Source organism: Phycisphaerae bacterium (genome assembly GCA_017999985.1).
Lineage (GTDB): Bacteria > Planctomycetota > Phycisphaerae > UBA1845 > Fen-1342 > JAGNKU01.
Genome location: JAGNKU010000011.1, coordinates 23,481 through 42,876, shown reverse-complemented (window position 1 = coordinate 42,876; position 19,396 = coordinate 23,481). Strand labels below are relative to the sequence as shown.

The window sequence follows — 19,396 nt, the reverse complement described above, 5'->3', positions numbered from 1 at the left end:
CGGCTGCCCGCGCGATGTGAGGCAACAGCGATGGACACGGAAACACTGGAACGACTGCTGATGGATCGGGCCTTGGGTGGCCTGACGCCGGACGCGGCGGACCTGTTGACGGCGTATCTGGCGCATGACGCTGCCGCCGCGTCGCGGGCGCGCGAGTTTGATGCGGCGGCCGCGGCGGCCCGTGCGGTGCTACGTTCGGGGGGCGGCGGGGCGCTGCCGCCATTCCCTGCGTTGCGGCTGCACAAGCTCGAGGAGGCGCGCCGGCGTTTGCGGATCGTACGCAACGTCGCGGGCTTGGCGGCGGCGTTGGTGCTAGGTTTGGGTATTGGTGCCGGCTTGTGGCGTGGCGGGGGCGGCCTGCCGGGGCGTGTGCAACCGCAGGTGGCGGTTGTGCCGGAGACGCGGCCGGTGGCGTTGGCGGGTGGATTCTGGTCGACCGAACGTCTGATCGAACATGCGCGCCAGGCGAAGCCAGCCAATGCGGCGCGTTTAATCTGGAATTCAGCGGTCTCTGTACCGAGACCGGGAGGCGAGTCATGAAACGGTTGGTTGTATTGGCAGTTGTATTGTTGGGCGGCGTCTGTGGCTGTCTGCCTGAGAAACGCGTCACCTGGTCGCCCGATGGACGTTGGGCGACCGTGAGGCCGACGGACGGTCTGTATCTCTGCGACGAGTCCGGCAGACTCTCGGCGCGCGTGGCCGAGAGCGTGCGTTCGGTGGCGTGGTTGCCCGACTCGAAACAACTCGTGTGGTCGCGGACGGAACTCGTGAAGACGTGGGAGGCGCTCGAGCCGCTGCTTACGCCGGAGCAGCGCAAAACGATCGAAACGCGTGGCCCGCGGCTGAGAGAGGAGTTGATGACGCATCAGGGCGGCTGGGACGGCTTTGAGCCGGAGTCGATCCACGGGCTGAGTGACGGCGAGACGCCGGCGTTGCTCATCTACGTGCGTGACAAGCTCGGCGATGGCTTGGCGGAGAAGCTGGGTGAGAAGTGGGACGAGCTGAAGGGGATGAGTGCGAACGCCAACATGCTGGAGCTTGTCCGGCTGAACGACGCCGGGACATCCGGACCGGCGCGCGTGATCGTGCGCTCGATCAATGCCTACGAGGATCTGTGCGTATCACCGAGCGGGAAGCTGGTAGCGTATCGCAGCGCTGCCGCGAGCGGGAGCCAGCCGCCGGCGCTGTTTGTTGTGGCGCTCGACGGCGGGACGCCACAGCTCGTTGCGGACCACGCGGCGGCGTATCCGGATTGGTCAGCGGACAGCCGCTACATCGTGTACGCGGCCACGAATACGCCCGGTGACGACGATGACAAGAACCTGCGGTTGGGCGTCGTAGCCCGCCGGCAAGTTTGCGGGGCCGGTGGGACGCCGCTGGCAGAGCTGCCGGACCCGGAAGAACTGGCTGGCATCGTGTTTCAGAACTGGGTGCGGGTGCGCTGCCTGCGCGATGGCCGCGTCCTGTTCGCCACGCTCGAAGTGCACATGCCCTGTGTGTCGGCGGACATGCCGCAGCGGGCCGGCTTGTTCGCCGTGGACCCCGGTCGCCAGCCGGGCGTCACGCGGCTGACGGCGCGCGCGGCGGATGACACGCTGCCTGATGCCTTGATGCTGTTCGAGCTTAGCCCCGATCAGCGGCATGTCGCGGTGCCGGGCGGCGACGGTCGCATCGCGATCTTCACGGTCGCAACCGGGGATATCTGGGCGGTGCTGGGCGAAGGGGAAGTCGATCAGCTCCGCACAGTGCCCGCATGGCGGAGCAACAACGAACTGTGCTGCGCGGTCGTGCCCGGGCCGAAGGGTGAGAAGCAGCGTGCCGAGATCGCGTTGCTGAAACTGGATTTTGACGCGCGGCAGGTAGAGCGCCGGATCATCAGCACGACGTGGCCGCAGGAAGTTGTGACAGAATTCCTGCAGGACAAGGACTCCGCGCCCATGAGCCAGCCAGCTAGTCAGTAGACGTGTGGCGCCTCGGAAGCGCCAATTCCCGCAAAGCAACACTGAGTGCATAAGCGCCGCGAGCCCGGCGTTGGCGGTCGCCGGGCTCGCGGCAGCATCGGAAGGGTCGCCACCCTTCGAAGGGAGGCCGGTGTGGGTCTAATGCACGGGACCCGCGGAGGATCGGTCGGCGGGTCGCGTGCTGGCTTGGGGGTCCGAGTTACTGGGTTTCGCCGTTGTTGTTTCCGCCGTTGGGGTCCTGCTCGAGCATCTTGCGCAGGTAGCCGTTCTCGCGGCGGGTTGCTTCCAGGTCAAACAGCATGTACTTGATGCCGAGGCGCAGGAAATCGATGCTTTCCTGCAGGCTGCTGACGCTCTTCTTGATCTGCTCGTGACGGTCCTTCGTCTCATCCGCCAGCTTGCGGAGCCGGTCGCGCTCGCCCTCCGGCAGCGCGTCGATCTCGGAAACCAGCTCGGCCAAACGCTTCTGGAATTCGGCCTCGTTCATGCTTCTTCCTCCTCAGGAGATCACCGGGCCGTGGGTCGAATTCAGCCGGTGGGACGATTCCGTCTCGTCCGCGTCCAAGAGCGTTGAATTATACCCCGCGTGCTGAGTGGCCCGATGCACGATGCGCTGTAGGCGCAGCAGACCACCGGGCTGGAGGGCGCCAGCCGGCCCGTCCGGGCTGTGAGAGCATTTTTTATGAGCGGTCGGTGCCGTCCGGTTTGCCCCGGCTTCGCCCGGCTCGTCGGTTTCGGCCCTGGTTCCGAAAACTCTGGCCCGGACGCTCGCTCGCACTTGAGCCGGGGCTGCGCTTAGGATACAGACAAGCCCTGCACCGGCGACCGGCCGGTGTCACGGGTGCTGTCCGAGGGACGTGTGCATGGAGCTGCCACAAGTTCAATATGAGGTCCTGCGGCGCCTGGGCGACGCCGCTGGCCAGGTCGCCATTACGGACCTGGCGCGGGCCATGGAGCTGGATCAGTCGCCCGTGACCGCGGCGTGCGGCGAACTGCGGCACGCGGGGTACGTCGTTGTCGAGGAGACGACGTTTGAGGAGCTGCGGCTCGGTCCGGATGCCGAGGTGTTTGCCCGCCAGCCGCTGCCGGAACGCGTCGTCGCGGGCGTGCTGGCGGCGCAGGGAGGATCGTGCAAGCTGACGGAAATCCCCAATCACTGCGGGCTGAACGCCGGCCAGGTCGGTGGGTGCCTGCGCTGGCTGAATCAGCGGCAGTGGGCGAAGAAGGACGGCGATCGGCTCGTGCTGATCGGCGCCGGGCCCACCAGTACGCCGGAGCCGGACGAGCGGCTGATCAAGGCACTGGCTGGCGGGCGCGTGGCGACGCGGGCGGAGCTGGAGGCGGAGGGGCTGCCGGTCACAGAGGCCCTGAAGCTGCTTACGCCGCGCAAAGGATTCGTGGTGCTGAAGGAGCGGACCGCGCGGCACGTGGCGATCACGGACAACGGGCGGAAGCTGCTGGCGGCGGGTGTGAAGGGGCGGAAGAAGGTGACGCAGCTTACGCCGGAGTTGCTCGCGGAGGGTGGCTGGCGCGAAGTCGACATTCAGCCGTACGATGTGACGCTGGCGGCGAAGAAGCTCTACCCGGGCAAGGAGCACCCGTTCCAGCGGACGCTGGATCGCGTGCGGCGGGTGTTCCTCGAGATGGGATTCGAGGAGATCGTCAGCCCGTGGGTGGAGTCGAGCTTCTGGGATTTCGACGCCCTGTTCCAGCCGCAGGACCATCCCGCGCGGGACATGCAGGACACTTTTTACGTGGCCCGGCCGGACCGCTGCCGGCTGCCGGACGATGCGCTCGTCGAGCGGATTAAGGCGACGCACGAGAACGGCGGCGACACCGGCTCGACCGGGTGGCAGTACACCTGGAGCCGTGACTTAGCGCAAAGGCCGGTACTGCGGACACATACGACTGCGGCGACCATGCGGGCCCTGGCTCGGCACACGCAGGGCAGGCCGGGCAAGTACTTCGTGATCGGGCCGGTGTTCCGGCGTGAGACGGCGGACTACAAGCACCTGCCGGTGTTCCACCAGGTGGATGGGATCATCGTCGATCCGCAGGCGAGCCTGGCGACGCTGATCGGGACGCTGACGGCGTTCTACGCGAAGATGGGCTTCCCGAAGGTGAAGGTGAACCCGAGCTTCTTCCCGTACACGGAGCCGTCGGCGGAGGTGCTGCTGTACCTGGAGAGCCGGAAGGACTGGGTGGAGATGGGCGGCTCGGGCGTGTTCCGGCCGGAGGTGACGCTGCCGGTGGGCATCAGGGACCGCGTGCTGGCGTGGGGTTTGGGCCTGGAGCGGCTGGCGATGATGGTCCACGGCGTGGATTCGATCGGCGAGCTGTTCTACGCGACGATGCCATGGCTGCGGGAGGAGCCGCTGTGCAAGGCGTGATGTCCGCCGGACGGACCACCAAGACACTAGGGCACCAAGGGGATCGGCCGCGAACCGTGTGCCACTGCTCTTGAGCAATGGCATCCGCGCGAAACACTGCTCAAGAGCAGTGGCACACTTGCCTCTTAGGCTGGCTCGGTCGCGGTGCGCCGCTGTACACTGGGCCATTTGGATGTATTCACGGCACGCTAAGGAGCTGCCATGCCGATCATTGATATGCCGGTGGAAACGCTGCTGGCGCGGATTGCGACGGGTGCGGATGGGACGCGACTGAGCGTCAACGACCTCGTGGAGATGCTGCCGAAGCTGGGCTGCGAGATCGAAGAGGTCGCGGACATGCAGGAGTTCGTGTGCGAGGTCTGCGGCAAGATCTACGACCGCACTGAGGCGCAGGGGCCGCCGCTGCTGTGCGCGAATTGCGGCGCCGACTTCCGCACCTTCCCCGACGAGCTGAAGGACCTCGGCACCAGCCAGGTCATCCGCCTGAACATGCTCGCCGTCCGGCCGGACATCTTCGATCCGGGCGGCATGGCCCGCTACATCCGCGGCTACCTCGGCGTGCAGACCGGCCTGGTCGAGTATCCGCTCAACGCGGCGCGGCTGCGCGTGCAGGTCGATCCGCAGCTCTCCAATCCGGACAGCTTTCGCCCGTATGTCGCTTACGCCGTCATTCGCAACGTCCGTCTTACGAACACGACCATCAAGCTCGTCATGAACCTCCAGGAGGACCTGCACTGGGCGCTGGGCCGCGACCGCAAGCTCGCGTCGATCGGCGTGTTTGACTTGGACACGCTCAAGGGCGACGTCTTTCACTACGACGCGGTCGATCCCGATGGCCTGCGTTTTGTGCCGCTGGGATTCCCGCCGGACGACCCGGCCAGTGCGCTGACGCCGCGCGAAATCCTGGAGCGGCACAAGACCGGCGTGGCGTACGCACACCTGCTGAGGCCGCTGAAGAAATACCCGCTGCTGCGCGACGGCGTGGGGACGGTCATGGCGCTGCCGCCGATCATCAACAGCGAGTGCACGCGCGTGACGATGGACACCAAGGGCTTCTTCATCGACGTCACCGGCACGTCGCAACGGACCGTGGACCGCGCGCTGAACATCCTCGTGACGAGCTTCAAGGAGATCATGCCGGAGATCGAGATCGAGTGTGTGATTGCGGAGAGGCACGGAGGCACGGAGGCACGGAGGCACGAAGGGGATGTGCGGATTACGCCGGACCTGCGGCCGACCGAGCTGACGCTCGATGTGAAGCTGGCCGCGGAGACGATCGGGGCGGACTTGAACGCGGCGCAGCTCGCGGAATTGCTCGAATCGATGGGCCATGGCGTCGAGGAGGGTCCGCACGGCGACACGCTGCGCGTGTTCGTGCCGGCGTATCGCAACGATGTCATGCACGCGGTGGACCTGATGGAAGACGCGGCCATCGCGCATGGCTATGGCAACCTGACGCCGCGGCTGGTGCCGACATTCACGGTGGGGGCGCCACGCGCGATCGAGGAGCAGTCGGTGACGGCCCGCCGTGTGCTGACCGGCCTCGGCTTCCACCAGGTGATGACGCTCGTGCTGACGAGTGTGCCGGCGGCGTTCGAGAAATGGCGTGTGCCGCCGGATGCGCGGGCCGTGCAGATCGACAACCCGATCAGCACGGAGCAGACGATGTGCCGCGTGTCGCTGCTGCCGGGGCTGCTGGAGACGCTGGCGATCAACAAGCAATACGATCTGCCACAGTATCTCTTCGAGGTCGGTGATTGTTGTTTTGTCGATGCGGCGGCGGAGACGGGGGCGCGCGAGGAGCGTTACGTCGCGGCGGCGATGATCGGGACGCACGTCGGGTACGCGGACATCCGCGCGGTTGCGGATGCGTTTGTGCACGAGATGGGCGCGGCGTACACGGTGAAGGCCACGGAGCATCGCAGCTACATTCCCGGGCGCGTGGCGGCGTTGCACGCGGCCGACGGGGCACCGCTCGGCGTGATGGGCGAAATTCACCCCGAGGTGCTCGAAGCCTACGGGCTGAAGCACCCGGTAACGGTGCTGGAGCTGAGCCTGGCGAGGCTTGTGGGACTGTAGGAAGTTGTCGCATTTGTCTTGGGGGGCATGGTGAGCTGCGGCCGGTCCGTGGTACAACGACGGGTGGCACGACCCGGCGCAGCCAGGCCGTGGGGCAAGGTGCAATTGAAGCTCACATTCACTGGGAGAATGCCTGTGACCACAATTCAGGAGCGTGTGAATCGCCGTAGCATGGCGCTGGGATTGGTTTCCGGGTTGCTGCTCGCGTTGGCCACGACAATGGCCGCCGCGCAGGACAAGACTCCGATCAAGAGCCAGGACGACCTACCGCGGCACACGTACAAGCTGGCCGGGACGGCGACGGAGCTCTTGCAGTCGGATGAGCAGTTCGCGGCGCTGGCCAAGGCGGTGCGGGCGGACCTCGAGGCCGACCTCGCGAAGTACCAGATCGAGGACGCCTCGACGCTGCAGCGCCTGTACAACGTGCTGGTCAGCCTGGATGTGCTCGAGGGCCATTTCGCCGCTGCGCTGAGAGGCATGGCCCGCATTCGCGAGCTCGAAACCAAGGAAGCCAAGAAGCTGATGTCCGGCCTGGTTGGCGGGTCCTATGTCGCGGCGCGGGAGCAGGCTGGCCAGGACGATGCCAAGTTCCGGGCAGTGTTTCGCGAGAGCTTGCTGGCCAAGCTCCGCCCGCTGCCGTGGGACATCGTCGCCGACGACATCAAGCAGCGCAAAGGGCAGACGGAGATCATCACGGAGCCCCTACTGATGGGGATGGTGAGCAGCGCGATTGATCCGGCGGTCGCGAAAACCGCAGGCGAGATCAGCGCGGACATCGCGCAGCAACTCGTCAGCATGCGTTTTGCGCTGAAGGTGATGATCCCGCTGAAGGAGGAGCTGGTCGCGGCGTTCGCGGCCGTCGTGGCCGAGCACGATGTCGCGAAGAAGGATATCTGGGCCGAGCGGGCCGTCACGCTCAGCGCCGACCAGAAGGCGACGCCGGTCGTCATCGGGATCTGGGACTCCGGTGTGGACACGAAGTTGTTCGAGAAGCAGCTCGTGACGAATGCCGGCGAGCAGGTGAACGGCAAAGATGACGATCAGAACGGCTTCGTGGATGACGTGCACGGCATCGCGTTCGACGTCGACGGCCAGCCGACGCCGGAACTATTGCATCCCGTGGACGCGCTGAAGAGCAAGGTGGATGCAGTCGCCGGTCACATGAAAGGCTTCATGGATGTGCAGGCGGCGATCGACAGCCCCGAGGCCAGCGCCGTGAAGAAGCTGCTGGGCGGGCTGCAGGGCGATGCCGTCCGTGACTTCATCGAGGACCTGAGCCTGTACGGCAACTACGCGCACGGCACGCACGTGGCGGGGATCGCGCTCGAGGGCAATCCGCTGGCGCGGTTGCTCGTGGCGCGGCTGACGTTCGATTATCACATGCTGCCGAAGTGCCCGACGCTCGAGTTGATGCGCGCCGACGCGGCGATGTATCAGAAGACCGTGGACTACTTCAAGCAGCACGGCGTGCGCGTGGTCAACATGAGCTGGGGCGAGGAGCGCAGGACGATCGAGCAGGCGCTGGAGAAGAACGGCGTTGGGGCGACGGTCGAAGAGCGCGCGCAGCTGACGCGCGAGATGTTCAAGATGATGCGCGACGGGCTGTTCCATGCGCTGCAGAGCGCGCCAGACATCCTGTTCGTCTGCGCCGCCGGCAACTCCGACAACGACGTGGAGTTTGATGATGTGATACCGTCTTCGTTCGACTTGCCGAATGTGCTGGTCGTCGGCGCGGTGGACCAGGCCGGCGAGCCGACCGGGTTCACGAGCTTCGGCCAGACCGTGCAGGTGTATGCGAACGGGTTCGAGGTGGACAGCGTTGTTCCCGGCGGCAAGCGGATGAAGCTCTCGGGCACGTCGATGGCGTCGCCCAACGTGGCGAACCTGGCGGCGAAGCTGTTGGCGCTCGATCCGACGTTGAAGCCGGCGCAGGTGATCGAACGGATCAAGCGGGGCGCGGACAAGGTCGACGGGCAGCGGCCGATGCTGCTGATCAATCCGAAACGGACGCTGGCGGGTCTGGCGGAGAAGTAGGTACTGCCGGCCCGGGCAGTGTGTCGGTTGGTCCCAGCGACTCCAATCGAATGCGCGTATGGAATTCGTACTCCGGAGCCGGCCCGGTGCATGCATAGCTGAGCACCGGTGCGGGGACAATCTGCCCGAATGCCGGCGAATACCAGCCCTGCCAGTTCGGCTCCTGCTGTCCGGTGACCACCTGCCATTCGCCGACGGGCCCATGCTGATCGATCACGCAGACGCGGCCGTCCGTGGCGCAGAGACGCGCCTCGGTGGGCGAGACAATCTCGACCGACAGATCGGGATGCACGTGGAAGAGCTGCGTGTAACGGTGCGCGGCGCCATCCGCGGCCAGGATGTGATCATCGATCTCCACGCGCGCGGGCGGCACGAACGCCAGCGTGCGCGTGTGGGTGGCCTGGGGCCAGCGGTGTTGGACACGGACCACATCGCGGTCCGCGGTGCGTTCGACGTCCAGCAACTCGATGTCGGCGGGCGTGAAGTCCGCATTGTCGACGAGCACCACGTTGTGGGCCCGCGCACTGACCACAAACTGCCGTGCGGCGGATGTGTATGCGTAGCTGTAGATGCCCGGGTCGATCAGCCAGTCCTGTCCGAGCCCGTGCAGCACGAACGACAGGGTGTCGTCGTGGTGCCGCCAGGCGCGGATGGTGTTGCAGCGGAAGAGCAGGTAGGTGTCGGGCACACGCAGCGCGGCGTCCACCGGGGCCGCGGCGAAGATGGCGTAGCCGACAGCAAAGCTGACCAACAGCACGCTGGTGTCCGCCCGCGGGTTCGGTAGCGTGGCCGGCGCGGCCGGAACCAATTCGCCGAACCAATCGCCATACAAGTCACGGTAATCCGGCACTGCCACCGGACTCGTGTCGCCGATGGCGGGCAGGTGGCCATTGGGCTGAATCAGGTACGGCCACGCGGCTGCAGCGCGGCGGGCGGTTTCCTCCAGACCCGGGACGGGCGCCAGCCGGTTCTGCTGCACGAAACTGCGGAACGGCCCGAGTCGCTTCAGCATATACCAGTGGTAGCCGGGCGACTGCTCGAGGTGAAAGCCCACGCGATCGAAGTTGTCGCGCAGGAACGCTGTCATGCGCTCGTAGGCGCATGTGCGCCACGTCTCGGCCGCAGCGAATTCGGGCAGGACCACCGCGGCGCTCAACAGCGCCATGTTCTGGTCCCAGCCGTGGTTGAGCAGCGGTTGGTAGGTTACCCCGGTTGCGATGGCCTGGGCGTGTGCGTAGATGAGCGTCAACAGCTCGCGGGCGAAGTCGGCTTCACAGGCGTCGCTCGTGCGGTACAGCTCCCAGAGCCAGCAGAAGATGCGAAGCCGGTATGCCATCGCATGGTCGTGCCAGGCTGCTTCGGACGCGCCCGGCGGCAGGCCGTTGTGCGCGTGCCAGTCGCGAATGACGTCCTGCACCAGCTCCAGGGCCGCGTGATCACCGTCGGCGTGCCAGACCGTAATCGCAGGCACGAGCCACTGCAGCGAATGGCGGAAGAAATCCCATGTGTTGCTGTCGAGCGGGTTGACGTCCCACCGCGGGGGCATGCCGAGCTGCAACGGCGGAAAACGCGCGGCTGCCTGAAACTCGCCGGCCTGCAACTGCGCGACGGCGGCGCGCAGGGCGGGGGTGGCAACGGGTGCCAGCGGGTAGTCGAGGAGCTCCGCGGGCAGTGGTTTCTGACGCCAGTACCCGAGCATGTATGCCGGGTCGGCGAGCAGGCGCGCGACGACCTTAGGGGCGTCCGCGATGTCGGCGGGTTGAAGCGCCCGCACCGGGATGGGCGACGGCGCGACGCCGCGCTGTCGCCCGGCCGGGCGCAGGTGCCACGCGATCGTGACCGCGAGTGCTACGATCGCCGCGACAACCAGGATTCGTCGGCCAGTACGCACCGCCCGCATGGACATACTCCGCGCCGCTTGCGTTCCGCGCCGGCAATCTAGCCGGGCCGAGTGGGATGGTCTATCACCGCCGGCGGGCTGACCCGGGAAATCCGCGTCTACGGGTCTACAATCTGGGAAACTGTCGCAGCGGCGGCGGGACACGATCTGCGGCGGCGGGTTGCGAAGCACCTGCCGTGCGGGCGGGCCGCGTCCGCCGCGCGTTCAGAGATGGGATCTGTGTTCAATCAAGAGGAGTCATGCATGAAGGTACAGGTTGGTCAGCCCGCGCCCGATTTCACCGCCCAGGCCGTTGTGAACGGTCAGTTCGAGCCGATCAGTCTCTCGTCGTACCGCGGCAAGAACGTCGTCCTGTTCTTCTGGCCGCTCGATTTCACGTTCGTCTGCCCGACCGAGATCGTCGCGTTCCAGGAGGCCCTGCCGAAGTTCACGGAACGCAACACGGTCGTCCTCGGCGTGTCCGTGGACAGCCAGTACACACATCTCGCGTGGCAGAACACGCCGCGGGCCGCCGGCGGACTCGGCCGAGTCGATTTCCCGATGATTTCGGACCTTACGCACGAGATCAGCGAGAACTACGGCGTGCTGCTAGAGAATGCGGGCGTGGCGCTGCGCGGCCTGTTCCTGATCGATAAGGCCGGTAATGTCCGGCACATGCTCATCAACGACCTGCCGCTGGGACGCAGCGTGGACGAGGCCCTGCGCATGGTCGATGCGCTGACGCACTTCGAGAAGCACGGCGAAGTATGCCCGGCCAACTGGAAGCCCGGCGCGAAGTCGATGAAGCCCGACCCGCAAGGTGCGAAGGCCTACTTCAACGAGTGGGGCAAGTAGCCGTCGGCCCGTCGTCGTAAACCCCTCCCCCTGCCCCGGGGGAGGGCGGGGCGGCGACAAAGTCCGAGGCCGCTTACGGCCACCACGCCTCAGCCAGGAACGACACCAGGTGCGCCCGGTACTCGTCGGTCCGGAGGAACTGCCCGGCGGCGTGCCCCAGGCCCGAGAAATACACCAGCTCGGTTTCGGCAATCGCACGCTCCAGCAGCACCGCGACCTGCCGCGGCGGCGTCACTACGTCGTCGCCATGCATGTAGACGAGCAACGGCTGCAGCATTCCCGCGATCGTATTCTCGGTGAGCAGCCAAGGCTCCAGCACCGCCACGACCTGCCGCGATTGCCCCTGGATCAGAAAGTCGAAACGATCAATCGCTTCCCCGAGCGCGATCGGCGAATCCAGGACCACGGCGTTCACGGTGTCGGGATTGTCGATGGCAACCGCCACAGCCGGGATCGATCCCAACGAGATGCCGAACAGGCTGACGCGGTCGGTGGGGGTTTCGGCGAGCGTCCAGTCGAGTACCGTCTGCAGGTCCGGGCGGAGTGTGCGCAAGTCCGGCGTGCCGGTACTGCCGCCAAAGCCTTCGTAGTCGAACATGACGCACGACCAATTCGCCTCGACGAGCAGCTTGGCGGTGAACAGGTAACATGCCATAGGGCCGCTGTTGCCCGGGCAGACGATCACCATGCCGCGCGCGGACTCGGCCGGCAGGTACCAGATGCGGAGCTCCGCCCCGTCCGGCGCGGTCACGTAGTGCTCCTCGTACGGAATGTCGATCTGGTCCGGGGTATCCACCAGCGGGAGGTCCGTCAGGCCGTAATCCGCCCGGAGCTCCTCGCAGGTCGTTTCCGGCATCAGGACGGCGTAGGATAACGCCCGGATGATCTCTTCCGCCGGCGGCAGGGGGGTTACGACCGGGTTGCAGCCGCCGGTCAGGATAACGATACTCAGGAACGCCGCAGGCAGAAGCTTCCGTGCCGAATTGCGCATCCAGCTCTCCAGTTGTGCATAAGACCGCTGCCAGTCAGAGTTAGTTTAGCCGCTCGCGAACCGACCTGGGAGTCCCATGGAGGGTCAGCCCCGGCCGATGAATATTGCTGCCTGACCCGCGAATACGACCCAGGATGCCAAGTGCCAAGGCTCAGAGGCCTGCAAACGCGGGCGCATATTGATAACGGAGTATTGAAATGAGTTCCGGACCGGTGGTCGTGGTGAACAAGGGCGGCTTTTTCAGCGCGCTCGCGAAGGGGCTGTTTGGCACGGTGATGGTCGTGGTCGTGTGCGCGACCGCGCTGGGCGTGTATGGCCTGCATATCGCCGGCAGCCTGATCGGCGTGCCGACGGAGGCGGTGGCCCGGCTGCCGGAACTGATCGCCGGCCTGCCGGAGTGGCGCACGATGCCGCCGGTCGTGGCGGACACGTTGAACCTGCGGCGCGATTTTGCCTACGGCAAGTCGCTCACGGTGGCGACGACGATGCGCCTGGTGCGGGAAGGCAGCGATGAGCAAGCGGGCGTGGCGGAAATCGAAGTGACGAACCACGGGGACGACGTGGTCTCGCTGCTGTCGCTGCGCGTGCTGATCGAGGACGAGGGGGCTGCGCACATCGATCGAACGGTCGTCGCCGCGACGCCCCTGGCGGTCGGCGACTGGTGCGGGCCGTTGCAGCCCGGCGCGACACGGCGCCTGCCCCAGTCGGTGTTCCACATCGTGGGGGAGCCGCGTGTGACGGTCGAGGTGTCGGATGTGTGGGTGTGGAAGGGGCCGGCGGACGAGCCGGCCGCGTTGCCTCCGTTGCCAGCGGCCGAATTGCCTGAGCCGCCGCCTGGACCGGGGCATGTGACAGCCCAGTAGGGCGGTCGGGGTTCGCACGCCGGGAAAGCCGCTCCGCTTCTGGGAGGGCCCCGGGGGAAGATTGCGCATCAGTTGCTGCTGAGGCGGGCGCGGATGAACGCGGCCCGCTCGACGCTGCGCTGCTCGCCGTTGAGGCGTTCGCCGTGCAGCTTCTGCAGGTGCGCGGGCTGGATCTGCAGGAACAGCTCGTTCAACGTCTGAAGATCGACGGAGCTGAGGCGCCGGGTGTGCAGACCCATGCGCACGTGCGAGAGGCACTGCATGGCTTCGCTGGAGCTCATCAGCCGCGCGCTCTTGAGCAGACCCATCGCACGCCAGACCTTGTCGTCGAGGGCGGCGAGGCGGTTTTTCAGCAGCGCTTCGCGGGCGGCGTGCTCGTACTCGACGATCTTGGGGATGACCACGCTGCTGAAGTCGTCGATGATCTCGGCCTCGCTGCGGCCCAGCGTGATCTGGTTGGAGATCTGGAAGAAGTCGCCGAGCGCCTCGGTGCCTTCGCCGTGCACGCCGCGGACGGCCAGCTTCATGTCACGGGCGGCCTGCCCGACCTTTTCCAGCTCGTTGGTGAGCCGCAAGGCCGGCAGGTGCAGCATGACCGAGACGCGGATGCCGGTGCCGACGTTGGTGGGGCAGGCGGTGAGGTAGCCGTACTGCGGGTGAAACTCGAAATCCAGCGATTCCTCGAGGGCGTCGTCGATGGCGTTGATCTGCTCCCACGACTCGGCGACCTGCAGGCCGCTGCGCATGACCTGGATGCGGAGGTGGTCCTCCTCGTTGACCATGATCGCGGCGGTCTCGTTCTTCTGAAAGGCGACCGCCCGCGCCCCGGTGCCGTCGGCATGCTGCCGGCTGATCAGATGCCGCTCGACCAGCAGCAGCCGGTCGAGCTCGTCGAGGCTGTCGACGTCGAGGTGGATCAGGTCCTTGAGCAGGCGGGCGCGGCGCGTGGCCGTGGTCACCGTCGCCGTGATCTCGCGTTTCATGTCGTTGCTGGCGCGGGGCAGGAACAGAAAGCCGCGCAGGTTGCGCGCCAGCCGGATGCGGGTCGAGATCACGATCTCGTGCATGGGCCCGGAGCCGCAGAGCCACTCGCCGGCATGACGGACGACTTCGTCGAGGGGCGCGCTCATGACTCTTCCAGTTCGCGAATACGATCGCGGAGCCGGGCGGCGCGCTCGTAGTCCTCGGCGGTGACGGCCTCGTCGAGCTGCCGCTTCAGCCGGCGGATGTCCTGTTGCGGCTTGTGGACGGTGCCCAGCGACTTGGGCGTTTTGCCGACGTGCTGCGAGGCGCCGTCGTGGGTGCGTTCGAGCAGGCGGCCGATCTGCTCCTTGAACGTCTCGTAGTCGTGCGCGCAGCCCAGCAGGCCCTGGTTGCGGAATTCGATGTAGCTGATGCCGCAGTGCTCGCAGACGAGGTTGCTGAGATCGGCGGCGCCGGCCTTGCTGCCCGCGATGAAGTTCTCGAGGATTTCGTTCAGGTCGACCGTGGCCTTACCGGTCTGCAGCAGCCCTTCCTCGCTGGCGCAGCGGTCGCAGAGGTGGCGTTCGACCTTCGCCCCCGAACGCTCGATGTTCGTCAGGTGAAACGTCGCCTTGGCTTTCTTGCAGCGCTCACAGAGTCCCATCAGACTGCTCCGCGCAACGAAATCCAGCAGGTTGGATCGTAGAAGCGGCGGGCTTGGCCGTCAAGCAACGGCCGGCGTGACGCGACGTGCGCGCGATTATGGGGCGGTGTGGACTTCGATCGACACGGGGGCACTCGCCACGCGCGCCAGGTGAAACAGGAGGTTGTCGGCGGCATCGCGCCCCACGTCCTTCACCTGTCGCCCACGCGCGTAGACCCAGCACCGCTGGCCGGCTGTGTCGCGCACGCGGAACACGGGATCGAAGCGCAGTTGTCTGCCCGGTACGAAATCGAAGCGCAGGACGCCGTCCGCCGGCGCGAGCTCGTAGGTGCCTTCGGACTCGTTGAAGCCGTCCCCGTCGAGATCGCCCGGCGTGCCGGTGACGAGCGCGCCGGTCGTCGTCTGGATCGTGGCCGGGGCGCGGTAGTCGGCGGCGAAGCTGGTGGCCTCGGGGGCGCCGTCGATGTCGGGCGGCCAGATACGCAGGAGGTGCGCGGTGGTCACGACCGGCCGGGCTGCTGTGTGGCCGGTGACGATGGCGAGGCGGCGGTCGTCGGCACTGCCGAAGCTGCGCGTGCGCCCAAGTCCGACCGCCGCTGGCCAGACCCAGAGCAGGTCAGCCGGTCCACTGCCGGGGCGGGCCAGCAACGCGTACTGGGGAGGCTCTGCGTGGGCCTCCGCGGCCGGGGGCGCGATGTACTTGAAGCCGCGGCGGCCATCGAGACCGAGTGCGTAGCCCACCGCTGGGCTGGGCCAGCCCGCGTCCAGAGCCTCCGAGCGCACGCTCACGAACATCGCCCCGGACGGATAGATCGTGTACTGCCAGGCGTGGCCGGGGCCGGCGGGCTCGGTCTCGGCGGCGTCCGGCGTGTCCGGCGGTGCCGGAGTGAAGAGCCAGCGACCGGCAATGACGACGCGAAACGGCGTTGCTTCGACCACGCGCTGTGAAGCGGCGACAATCGGACCCCATTCAGCGAAGTGCCGTGGGTCGTCGTAGGCGATGGCGACCGCGGACGCCGTCCAGTTCGGCGGCAGGGGGACCGGCCAGGGGCCCAGACCATCCGGGTCGACGAGGTTCTGCTCATCGCCGGCGTGCCAGGTGACGAGCTGGCCATCCGCGAACGCCAGTTCGAAGCGTCCGCGCGTGCCGACGACGATACGCCGGCCGCGGGTCAGGACATACATCTGGCCCTCGACCGCCTGCTCGCCGAGCACGTGCGCGGTGTTGTCCGCGACGATGAGGTCGTCCAGGTAGATTTCCAACGGGGCACTGAGTTGGGGTGCCCGCCAGGATAGTGCGCGAACATTGGCGAGATCGATCCACTCGCCCACCGTACCGAGATCGATGCGTTGGAGATTCCAGCCGGGCCGCGCGTGGATCGTGCGCGACCAGTGCAGCGGGTCGCGTTCGCCGCTTTCGATCGTGAATTCGAGGACCGCGCCATCCGGCGGGCCGTGGAGGCTGAAGAGCAGGAGCGCGTAGTTGCGCCAGTCACGCACGAACGCGGGGCCGGCGGCGCGCCGGAGGTCACAGATGAGGCGGTCGCCGGCGTCGGCGAAGCGGGCCTTGAGGCCCTGGGAACCGGTCTCAACGCGGCTGCGGACGAGCGACGGCGCGGGTTGCGGGCGCTCGCCTGCGGTGCCGTCGGGTCCGACGCAGTGGAACAAGGTCTCCTGACCGGGGGTCTCGAAGTCGACGATGCTGATGAAGCGGCCGGAGGCGAGGTCCGCGTACGTGGCGCGCATGCGCTGCAGGGCTGGCGATACCTGTGTGCTGGGCGAATGATCGAGAGCCGCTTTCGGTTGCAGTGCCGCACAGCCGGCGACCAGCATTGTCGCAAGCAGAGTCGCCGGCGCGACGTGGCGCCGGGGCGACCGCCTACTTGCGGAGCATGTGGATTGCGGTACCGAGCACACTCTCAGCGGCCTCCATCACGGTTTCCGACGTGGACGGATGCGGATGGATCGTGAGCGCGAGGTCTTCCGCTGCGGCGCCCATCTCGATTGCGAGCACGGCCTCGGCGATCAGATCGCCAGCATGCTCGCCCACGACTCCGACGCCCAGCACCCGCCCGCTCTGCGCGTCGGCGATGACCTTGGTCAGGCCCTCGGGGCGCCCCATGGCGATGGCGCGGCCGGAAGCGCCCCACGTGAACTTGCCGACCTTCACTTCGACGCCGCGCTCCTTTGCCTCCGTCTCGGTCAGGCCGCACCACGCGACCTCGGGGCTCGTGTAAACGACGGCGGGAATAGCGCGGGCGTCAAACACGCTCGGGTGCCCGGCGATGGCTTCCGCCGCCACGATGCCTTCGCGGCTGGCCTTGTGCGCCAGCATGGGGTTGCCGGCCACGTCGCCGATCGCGTAGATGCGCTTGTCACCGGTGCGGCGGGCCTCATCGACCTCGATGAACCCGCGGTCGTTTACGACCACTTTCGTGTTCTCGAGGCCGAGATTGTCCGAGTTGGGCTGGCGGCCGACGGAGACGAGCACGCGGTCGAACGTGAGCGTCTGGTCCTGGCCGCCGTGACTGAACGACACCTCGATCTGGTCGCCGTTCTTGCGGGCGCTCTTCAACGACGCACCGGTGTAGATCGCCTGGAACTGCTTCTTGAGCCGCGCGACGAGCGGGCGGGCGAGGTCATCGTCGCAGCCGGTCAGGATGCGGTCGAGCATCTCGATGACCGTGACCTGGCTGCCGAGGTTCGCGTAGACCTGGCCGAGCTCGATGCCGATGTAGCCACCGCCGATCACGAGCAGCTTTGGTGGGATGCTCTGGATGTCGAGGGCGCCGCTGGAGTCGATGGCGCAGTCGGCGGGGAGGATCTTCTCGGGCAGGGACTTGGGCCGGGAGCCGCTGGCGATGATCGCGTGCTTGAACTTCAGGCGCGTCATGCCCTCGCCGTCGACGCGCGCGGTCCGGGAGTCCTCGAACCGGGCCCGGCCCTGAAGCACCCGCACGTTGCGCTTTTTCGCGAGCGTGTTGATGCCGCCGCAGAGCTTCTCGACCACGGACTGCTTCCAGCCCCGCAGGCGCGGTACGTCGATCTTCGGTGGCGCGAATTCGACGCCGAAGTTCTTCGCTTCCGCGGCACTGTCAATCAGGTGCGCGACGTGCAGCAGCGCTTTCGAGGGGATGCAGCCTTCGCGCAGGCACACGCCGCCCAGCAGGGGACTCGTATCGACCAGCGTCGTCTGCAGGCCGAGGTCCGCGGCCCGGAAGGCCGCGACGTAGCCGCCGGGGCCGGCGCCGATGATGAGCAGGTCGGTTTCTTCCGCGAGTTCGCCAACTACCATGGTCTTGCCTCTGAACGTCGGGATGGAGCGGCCGGCACCCCGCCGGCCGGAGATTACGCCCGGACCGCGCGGCTACGCCAGGCTGAGCAGGCGGAGCGGGTTTTCCAGGGAACGAATCACGTCGCTGGTGAAGCGGGCCGCATCGGCGCCGTCGACGACCCGGTGATCGAACGAGAGCGACAGCGGCAGGATCAGCCGCGGCACGATCTGGTTGTCGCGCACGACGGGCTGCAAGCGGCCCGCGCCCAGGCCGAGAATGCCGACTTCGGGCGTGTTCACCATCGGGGTGACGAAGGTGCCGCCGAGTGCGCCCACGTTGGTGACGCTGAACGTCGCGCCTCGCAGGTCGGCCACCTCGAACTTCAGCGTCTTCGCCCGGGCGCCCAGGTCCGCGAGGTCGGCCGCAATCTGCGGCAGTGACTTGCGGTCGGCGTCGCGTAGCACCGGCACGACCAGCCCGCGCGGGCTGTCCACCGCGATGCCCAGGTGGATGTAGTCCTTGTAGATGATCTCCTCGCGCGCCGCGTCGTAGCTGCAATTCAGCATCGGGAACTCGCGCAGCGCCGCGGCGACCGCCTTCACGACGATGGCGGTGATCGTGAGCTTCGGCTGGCCCTCCTTCAGCCCGGCGTTGTACTGCTTACGGTTGCGCTCCAGCTCGGTGATGTCTGCGTTGTCGCAATGGGTGACACGCGGGACCGTCTGCCACGCCCGCGCCATCTGCCGCGCGATGGTCTTGCGAATCTGCGGGACTGGCTCGCGCCGGATGGGGCCGTACTGGCTGAAGTCGGGCAGGTCGCCCGCGGCTACGGCCGTCGACGGTGCCCCGGTCGGGGCTGCGGGCGCGCCGCCCACGCGTTCGCCGGCGGCATGTCGTTCGACGTCTTCGCGGAGGACGCGACCGCTGGGGCCGGTGCCGACGACTGCGTTGATGTCCACGTTCAGCTCGCGCGCCCGCTTGCGGACCGCTGGCGCGGCGGCAACGGGGCCGGCCGGGACCCGCGCGGCGGAAGCGGCGGCCGCCACGGCAACCGGCGCGGGCTCGGGTGTTGGAGCCGGTTTGCTGGCGGTGGCAGCTTTGGGGGCAGGCTTGGCGACCTCGGCGGCCTTTTCCCGCCCGTCGCCACCTTTGCCGGCGGAGTCGTCGATCGTGATCAGTACCTCGCCGACCTTGACGACCTGGCCAGCCTCAACGTGGACGCGGGCGACAGTGCCGGCTTTCGGTGCCGGGATCTCGACCGCCGCCTTGTCAGTCTCGACCTCGAGCATGGGCTGGTACTCGGCGAGCGTGTCGCCCTCCTTGACCAGCACATTGACCACCTGTCCTTCGTGGACACCCTCGCCGAGGTCGGGGAGCTTGAACTCGAACATGCTGCGTCCCTTGCGTTCGACACTCATGAGTGGCCCGGGGCCGATCCGCCA

The 19,396-nt window shown here is 67.1% G+C and carries 15 protein-coding genes; 7 read left to right on the top strand and 8 right to left on the bottom strand.

The genetic code is table 11. The features are described from left to right. Window positions 1-30: 30 nt before the first annotated feature. Together KA383_14820 and KA383_14815 are read left to right on the top strand one after the other, a co-directional pair. Complete coding sequence (locus tag KA383_14820) at window positions 31-540, top strand: hypothetical protein (protein MBP7747388.1); 510 nt, start codon at window positions 31-33, stop codon at window positions 538-540. Next, complete coding sequence (locus KA383_14815) at window positions 537-1,961, top strand: hypothetical protein (protein ID MBP7747387.1); 1,425 nt, start codon at window positions 537-539, stop codon at window positions 1,959-1,961. Before KA383_14820 ends, KA383_14815 begins: the two co-directional genes overlap by 4 nt. A 199-nt stretch (window positions 1,962-2,160) precedes the next feature. On the opposite strand, the gene KA383_14810 is transcribed toward KA383_14815, so the two are convergent. Beyond that, window positions 2,161-2,448: a transcriptional regulator gene (locus tag KA383_14810; GenBank protein ID MBP7747386.1), complete on the bottom strand. Its 288-nt coding sequence runs from the start codon at window positions 2,446-2,448 to the stop codon at window positions 2,161-2,163. A gap of 376 nt (window positions 2,449-2,824) precedes the next feature. Between KA383_14810 and KA383_14805 the strand changes: the two genes are divergently transcribed. The 3 genes from KA383_14805 to KA383_14795 all read left to right on the top strand — a co-directional run bounded on the left by KA383_14805 (window position 2,825) and on the right by KA383_14795 (window position 8,464). Continuing rightward, entirely contained in the window at window positions 2,825-4,351 is a 1,527-nt protein-coding gene (locus KA383_14805) for a phenylalanine--tRNA ligase subunit alpha (protein ID MBP7747385.1), read from the top strand. 201 nt (window positions 4,352-4,552) lie between these two features. Next, complete coding sequence (locus tag KA383_14800) at window positions 4,553-6,430, top strand: phenylalanine--tRNA ligase subunit beta (GenBank protein ID MBP7747384.1); 1,878 nt, start codon at window positions 4,553-4,555, stop codon at window positions 6,428-6,430. Between the two features lie 135 nt (window positions 6,431-6,565). Further along, a complete protein-coding gene (locus tag KA383_14795; protein ID MBP7747383.1) occupies window positions 6,566-8,464 on the top strand; it encodes a S8 family serine peptidase in 1,899 nt (632 codons plus the stop codon). On the opposite strand, the gene KA383_14790 is transcribed toward KA383_14795, so the two are convergent. Next, window positions 8,424-10,364: an alginate lyase family protein gene (locus KA383_14790; protein ID MBP7747382.1), complete on the bottom strand. Its 1,941-nt coding sequence runs from the start codon at window positions 10,362-10,364 to the stop codon at window positions 8,424-8,426. The two genes, KA383_14795 and KA383_14790, sit on opposite strands and share 41 nt — an antisense overlap. A gap of 243 nt (window positions 10,365-10,607) precedes the next feature. Here KA383_14790 and KA383_14785 point away from each other — a divergent pair, with 243 nt between their 5' ends. Continuing rightward, the gene (locus KA383_14785; GenBank protein ID MBP7747381.1) at window positions 10,608-11,198 is read left to right on the top strand and encodes a peroxiredoxin; all 591 of its coding nucleotides are present in this window, start codon (window positions 10,608-10,610) and stop codon (window positions 11,196-11,198) included. 73 nt (window positions 11,199-11,271) lie between these two features. Here the strand turns inward: KA383_14785 and KA383_14780 are convergent, their stop codons facing one another. Then, a complete protein-coding gene (locus tag KA383_14780) occupies window positions 11,272-12,189 on the bottom strand; it encodes an alpha/beta fold hydrolase (GenBank protein MBP7747380.1) in 918 nt (305 codons plus the stop codon). 197 nt (window positions 12,190-12,386) lie between these two features. Between KA383_14780 and KA383_14775 the strand changes: the two genes are divergently transcribed. Next, window positions 12,387-13,052 (top strand): hypothetical protein, encoded by a 666-nt coding sequence (locus tag KA383_14775; protein ID MBP7747379.1) that lies wholly within the window; start codon window positions 12,387-12,389, stop codon window positions 13,050-13,052. 68 nt (window positions 13,053-13,120) lie between these two features. Here KA383_14775 and KA383_14770 read toward each other — a convergent pair whose 3' ends face one another. From KA383_14770 to KA383_14750, 5 genes are all read right to left on the bottom strand, one after another. Next, entirely contained in the window at window positions 13,121-14,182 is a 1,062-nt protein-coding gene (locus KA383_14770; protein MBP7747378.1) for a protein arginine kinase, read from the bottom strand. Continuing rightward, on the bottom strand, window positions 14,179-14,679 hold the full coding sequence (locus KA383_14765) for a UvrB/UvrC motif-containing protein (GenBank protein ID MBP7747377.1): 501 nt from the start codon (window positions 14,677-14,679) through the stop codon (window positions 14,179-14,181). The genes KA383_14770 and KA383_14765 overlap by 4 nt, the downstream gene beginning before the upstream one ends. 96 nt (window positions 14,680-14,775) lie before the next feature. Beyond that, the gene (locus KA383_14760; protein MBP7747376.1) at window positions 14,776-16,425 is read right to left on the bottom strand and encodes a hypothetical protein; all 1,650 of its coding nucleotides are present in this window, start codon (window positions 16,423-16,425) and stop codon (window positions 14,776-14,778) included. 133 nt (window positions 16,426-16,558) lie between these two features. Beyond that, the gene (gene lpdA / locus KA383_14755) at window positions 16,559-17,974 is read right to left on the bottom strand and encodes a dihydrolipoyl dehydrogenase (GenBank protein ID MBP7747375.1); all 1,416 of its coding nucleotides are present in this window, start codon (window positions 17,972-17,974) and stop codon (window positions 16,559-16,561) included. 72 nt (window positions 17,975-18,046) lie between these two features. After that, a complete protein-coding gene (locus KA383_14750; GenBank protein ID MBP7747374.1) occupies window positions 18,047-19,345 on the bottom strand; it encodes a 2-oxo acid dehydrogenase subunit E2 in 1,299 nt (432 codons plus the stop codon). Window positions 19,346-19,396: the final 51 nt, after the last annotated feature.

Excerpts from the sequence above, each read along its gene's own strand:
- KA383_14820 (MBP7747388.1), top strand. The coding sequence starts at position 31 with ATGGACACGGAAACACTGGAACGACTGCTGATGGATCGGGCCTTGGGT.
- KA383_14815 (MBP7747387.1), top strand. The coding sequence starts at position 537 with ATGAAACGGTTGGTTGTATTGGCAGTTGTATTGTTGGGCGGCGTCTGT.
- KA383_14810 (MBP7747386.1), bottom strand. The coding sequence starts at position 2,448 with ATGAACGAGGCCGAATTCCAGAAGCGTTTGGCCGAGCTGGTTTCCGAG.
- KA383_14805 (MBP7747385.1), top strand. The coding sequence starts at position 2,825 with ATGGAGCTGCCACAAGTTCAATATGAGGTCCTGCGGCGCCTGGGCGAC.
- KA383_14800 (MBP7747384.1), top strand. The coding sequence starts at position 4,553 with ATGCCGATCATTGATATGCCGGTGGAAACGCTGCTGGCGCGGATTGCG.
- KA383_14790 (MBP7747382.1), bottom strand. The coding sequence starts at position 10,364 with ATGCGGGCGGTGCGTACTGGCCGACGAATCCTGGTTGTCGCGGCGATC.
- KA383_14785 (MBP7747381.1), top strand. The coding sequence starts at position 10,608 with ATGAAGGTACAGGTTGGTCAGCCCGCGCCCGATTTCACCGCCCAGGCC.
- KA383_14780 (MBP7747380.1), bottom strand. The coding sequence starts at position 12,189 with ATGCGCAATTCGGCACGGAAGCTTCTGCCTGCGGCGTTCCTGAGTATC.
- KA383_14775 (MBP7747379.1), top strand. The coding sequence starts at position 12,387 with ATGAGTTCCGGACCGGTGGTCGTGGTGAACAAGGGCGGCTTTTTCAGC.
- KA383_14770 (MBP7747378.1), bottom strand. The coding sequence starts at position 14,182 with ATGAGCGCGCCCCTCGACGAAGTCGTCCGTCATGCCGGCGAGTGGCTC.
- KA383_14765 (MBP7747377.1), bottom strand. The coding sequence starts at position 14,679 with ATGGGACTCTGTGAGCGCTGCAAGAAAGCCAAGGCGACGTTTCACCTG.
- KA383_14760 (MBP7747376.1), bottom strand. The coding sequence starts at position 16,425 with ATGCGCGCCACGTACGCGGACCTCGCCTCCGGCCGCTTCATCAGCATC.
- lpdA (MBP7747375.1), bottom strand. The coding sequence starts at position 17,974 with ATGGTAGTTGGCGAACTCGCGGAAGAAACCGACCTGCTCATCATCGGC.
- KA383_14750 (MBP7747374.1), bottom strand. The coding sequence starts at position 19,345 with ATGTTCGAGTTCAAGCTCCCCGACCTCGGCGAGGGTGTCCACGAAGGA.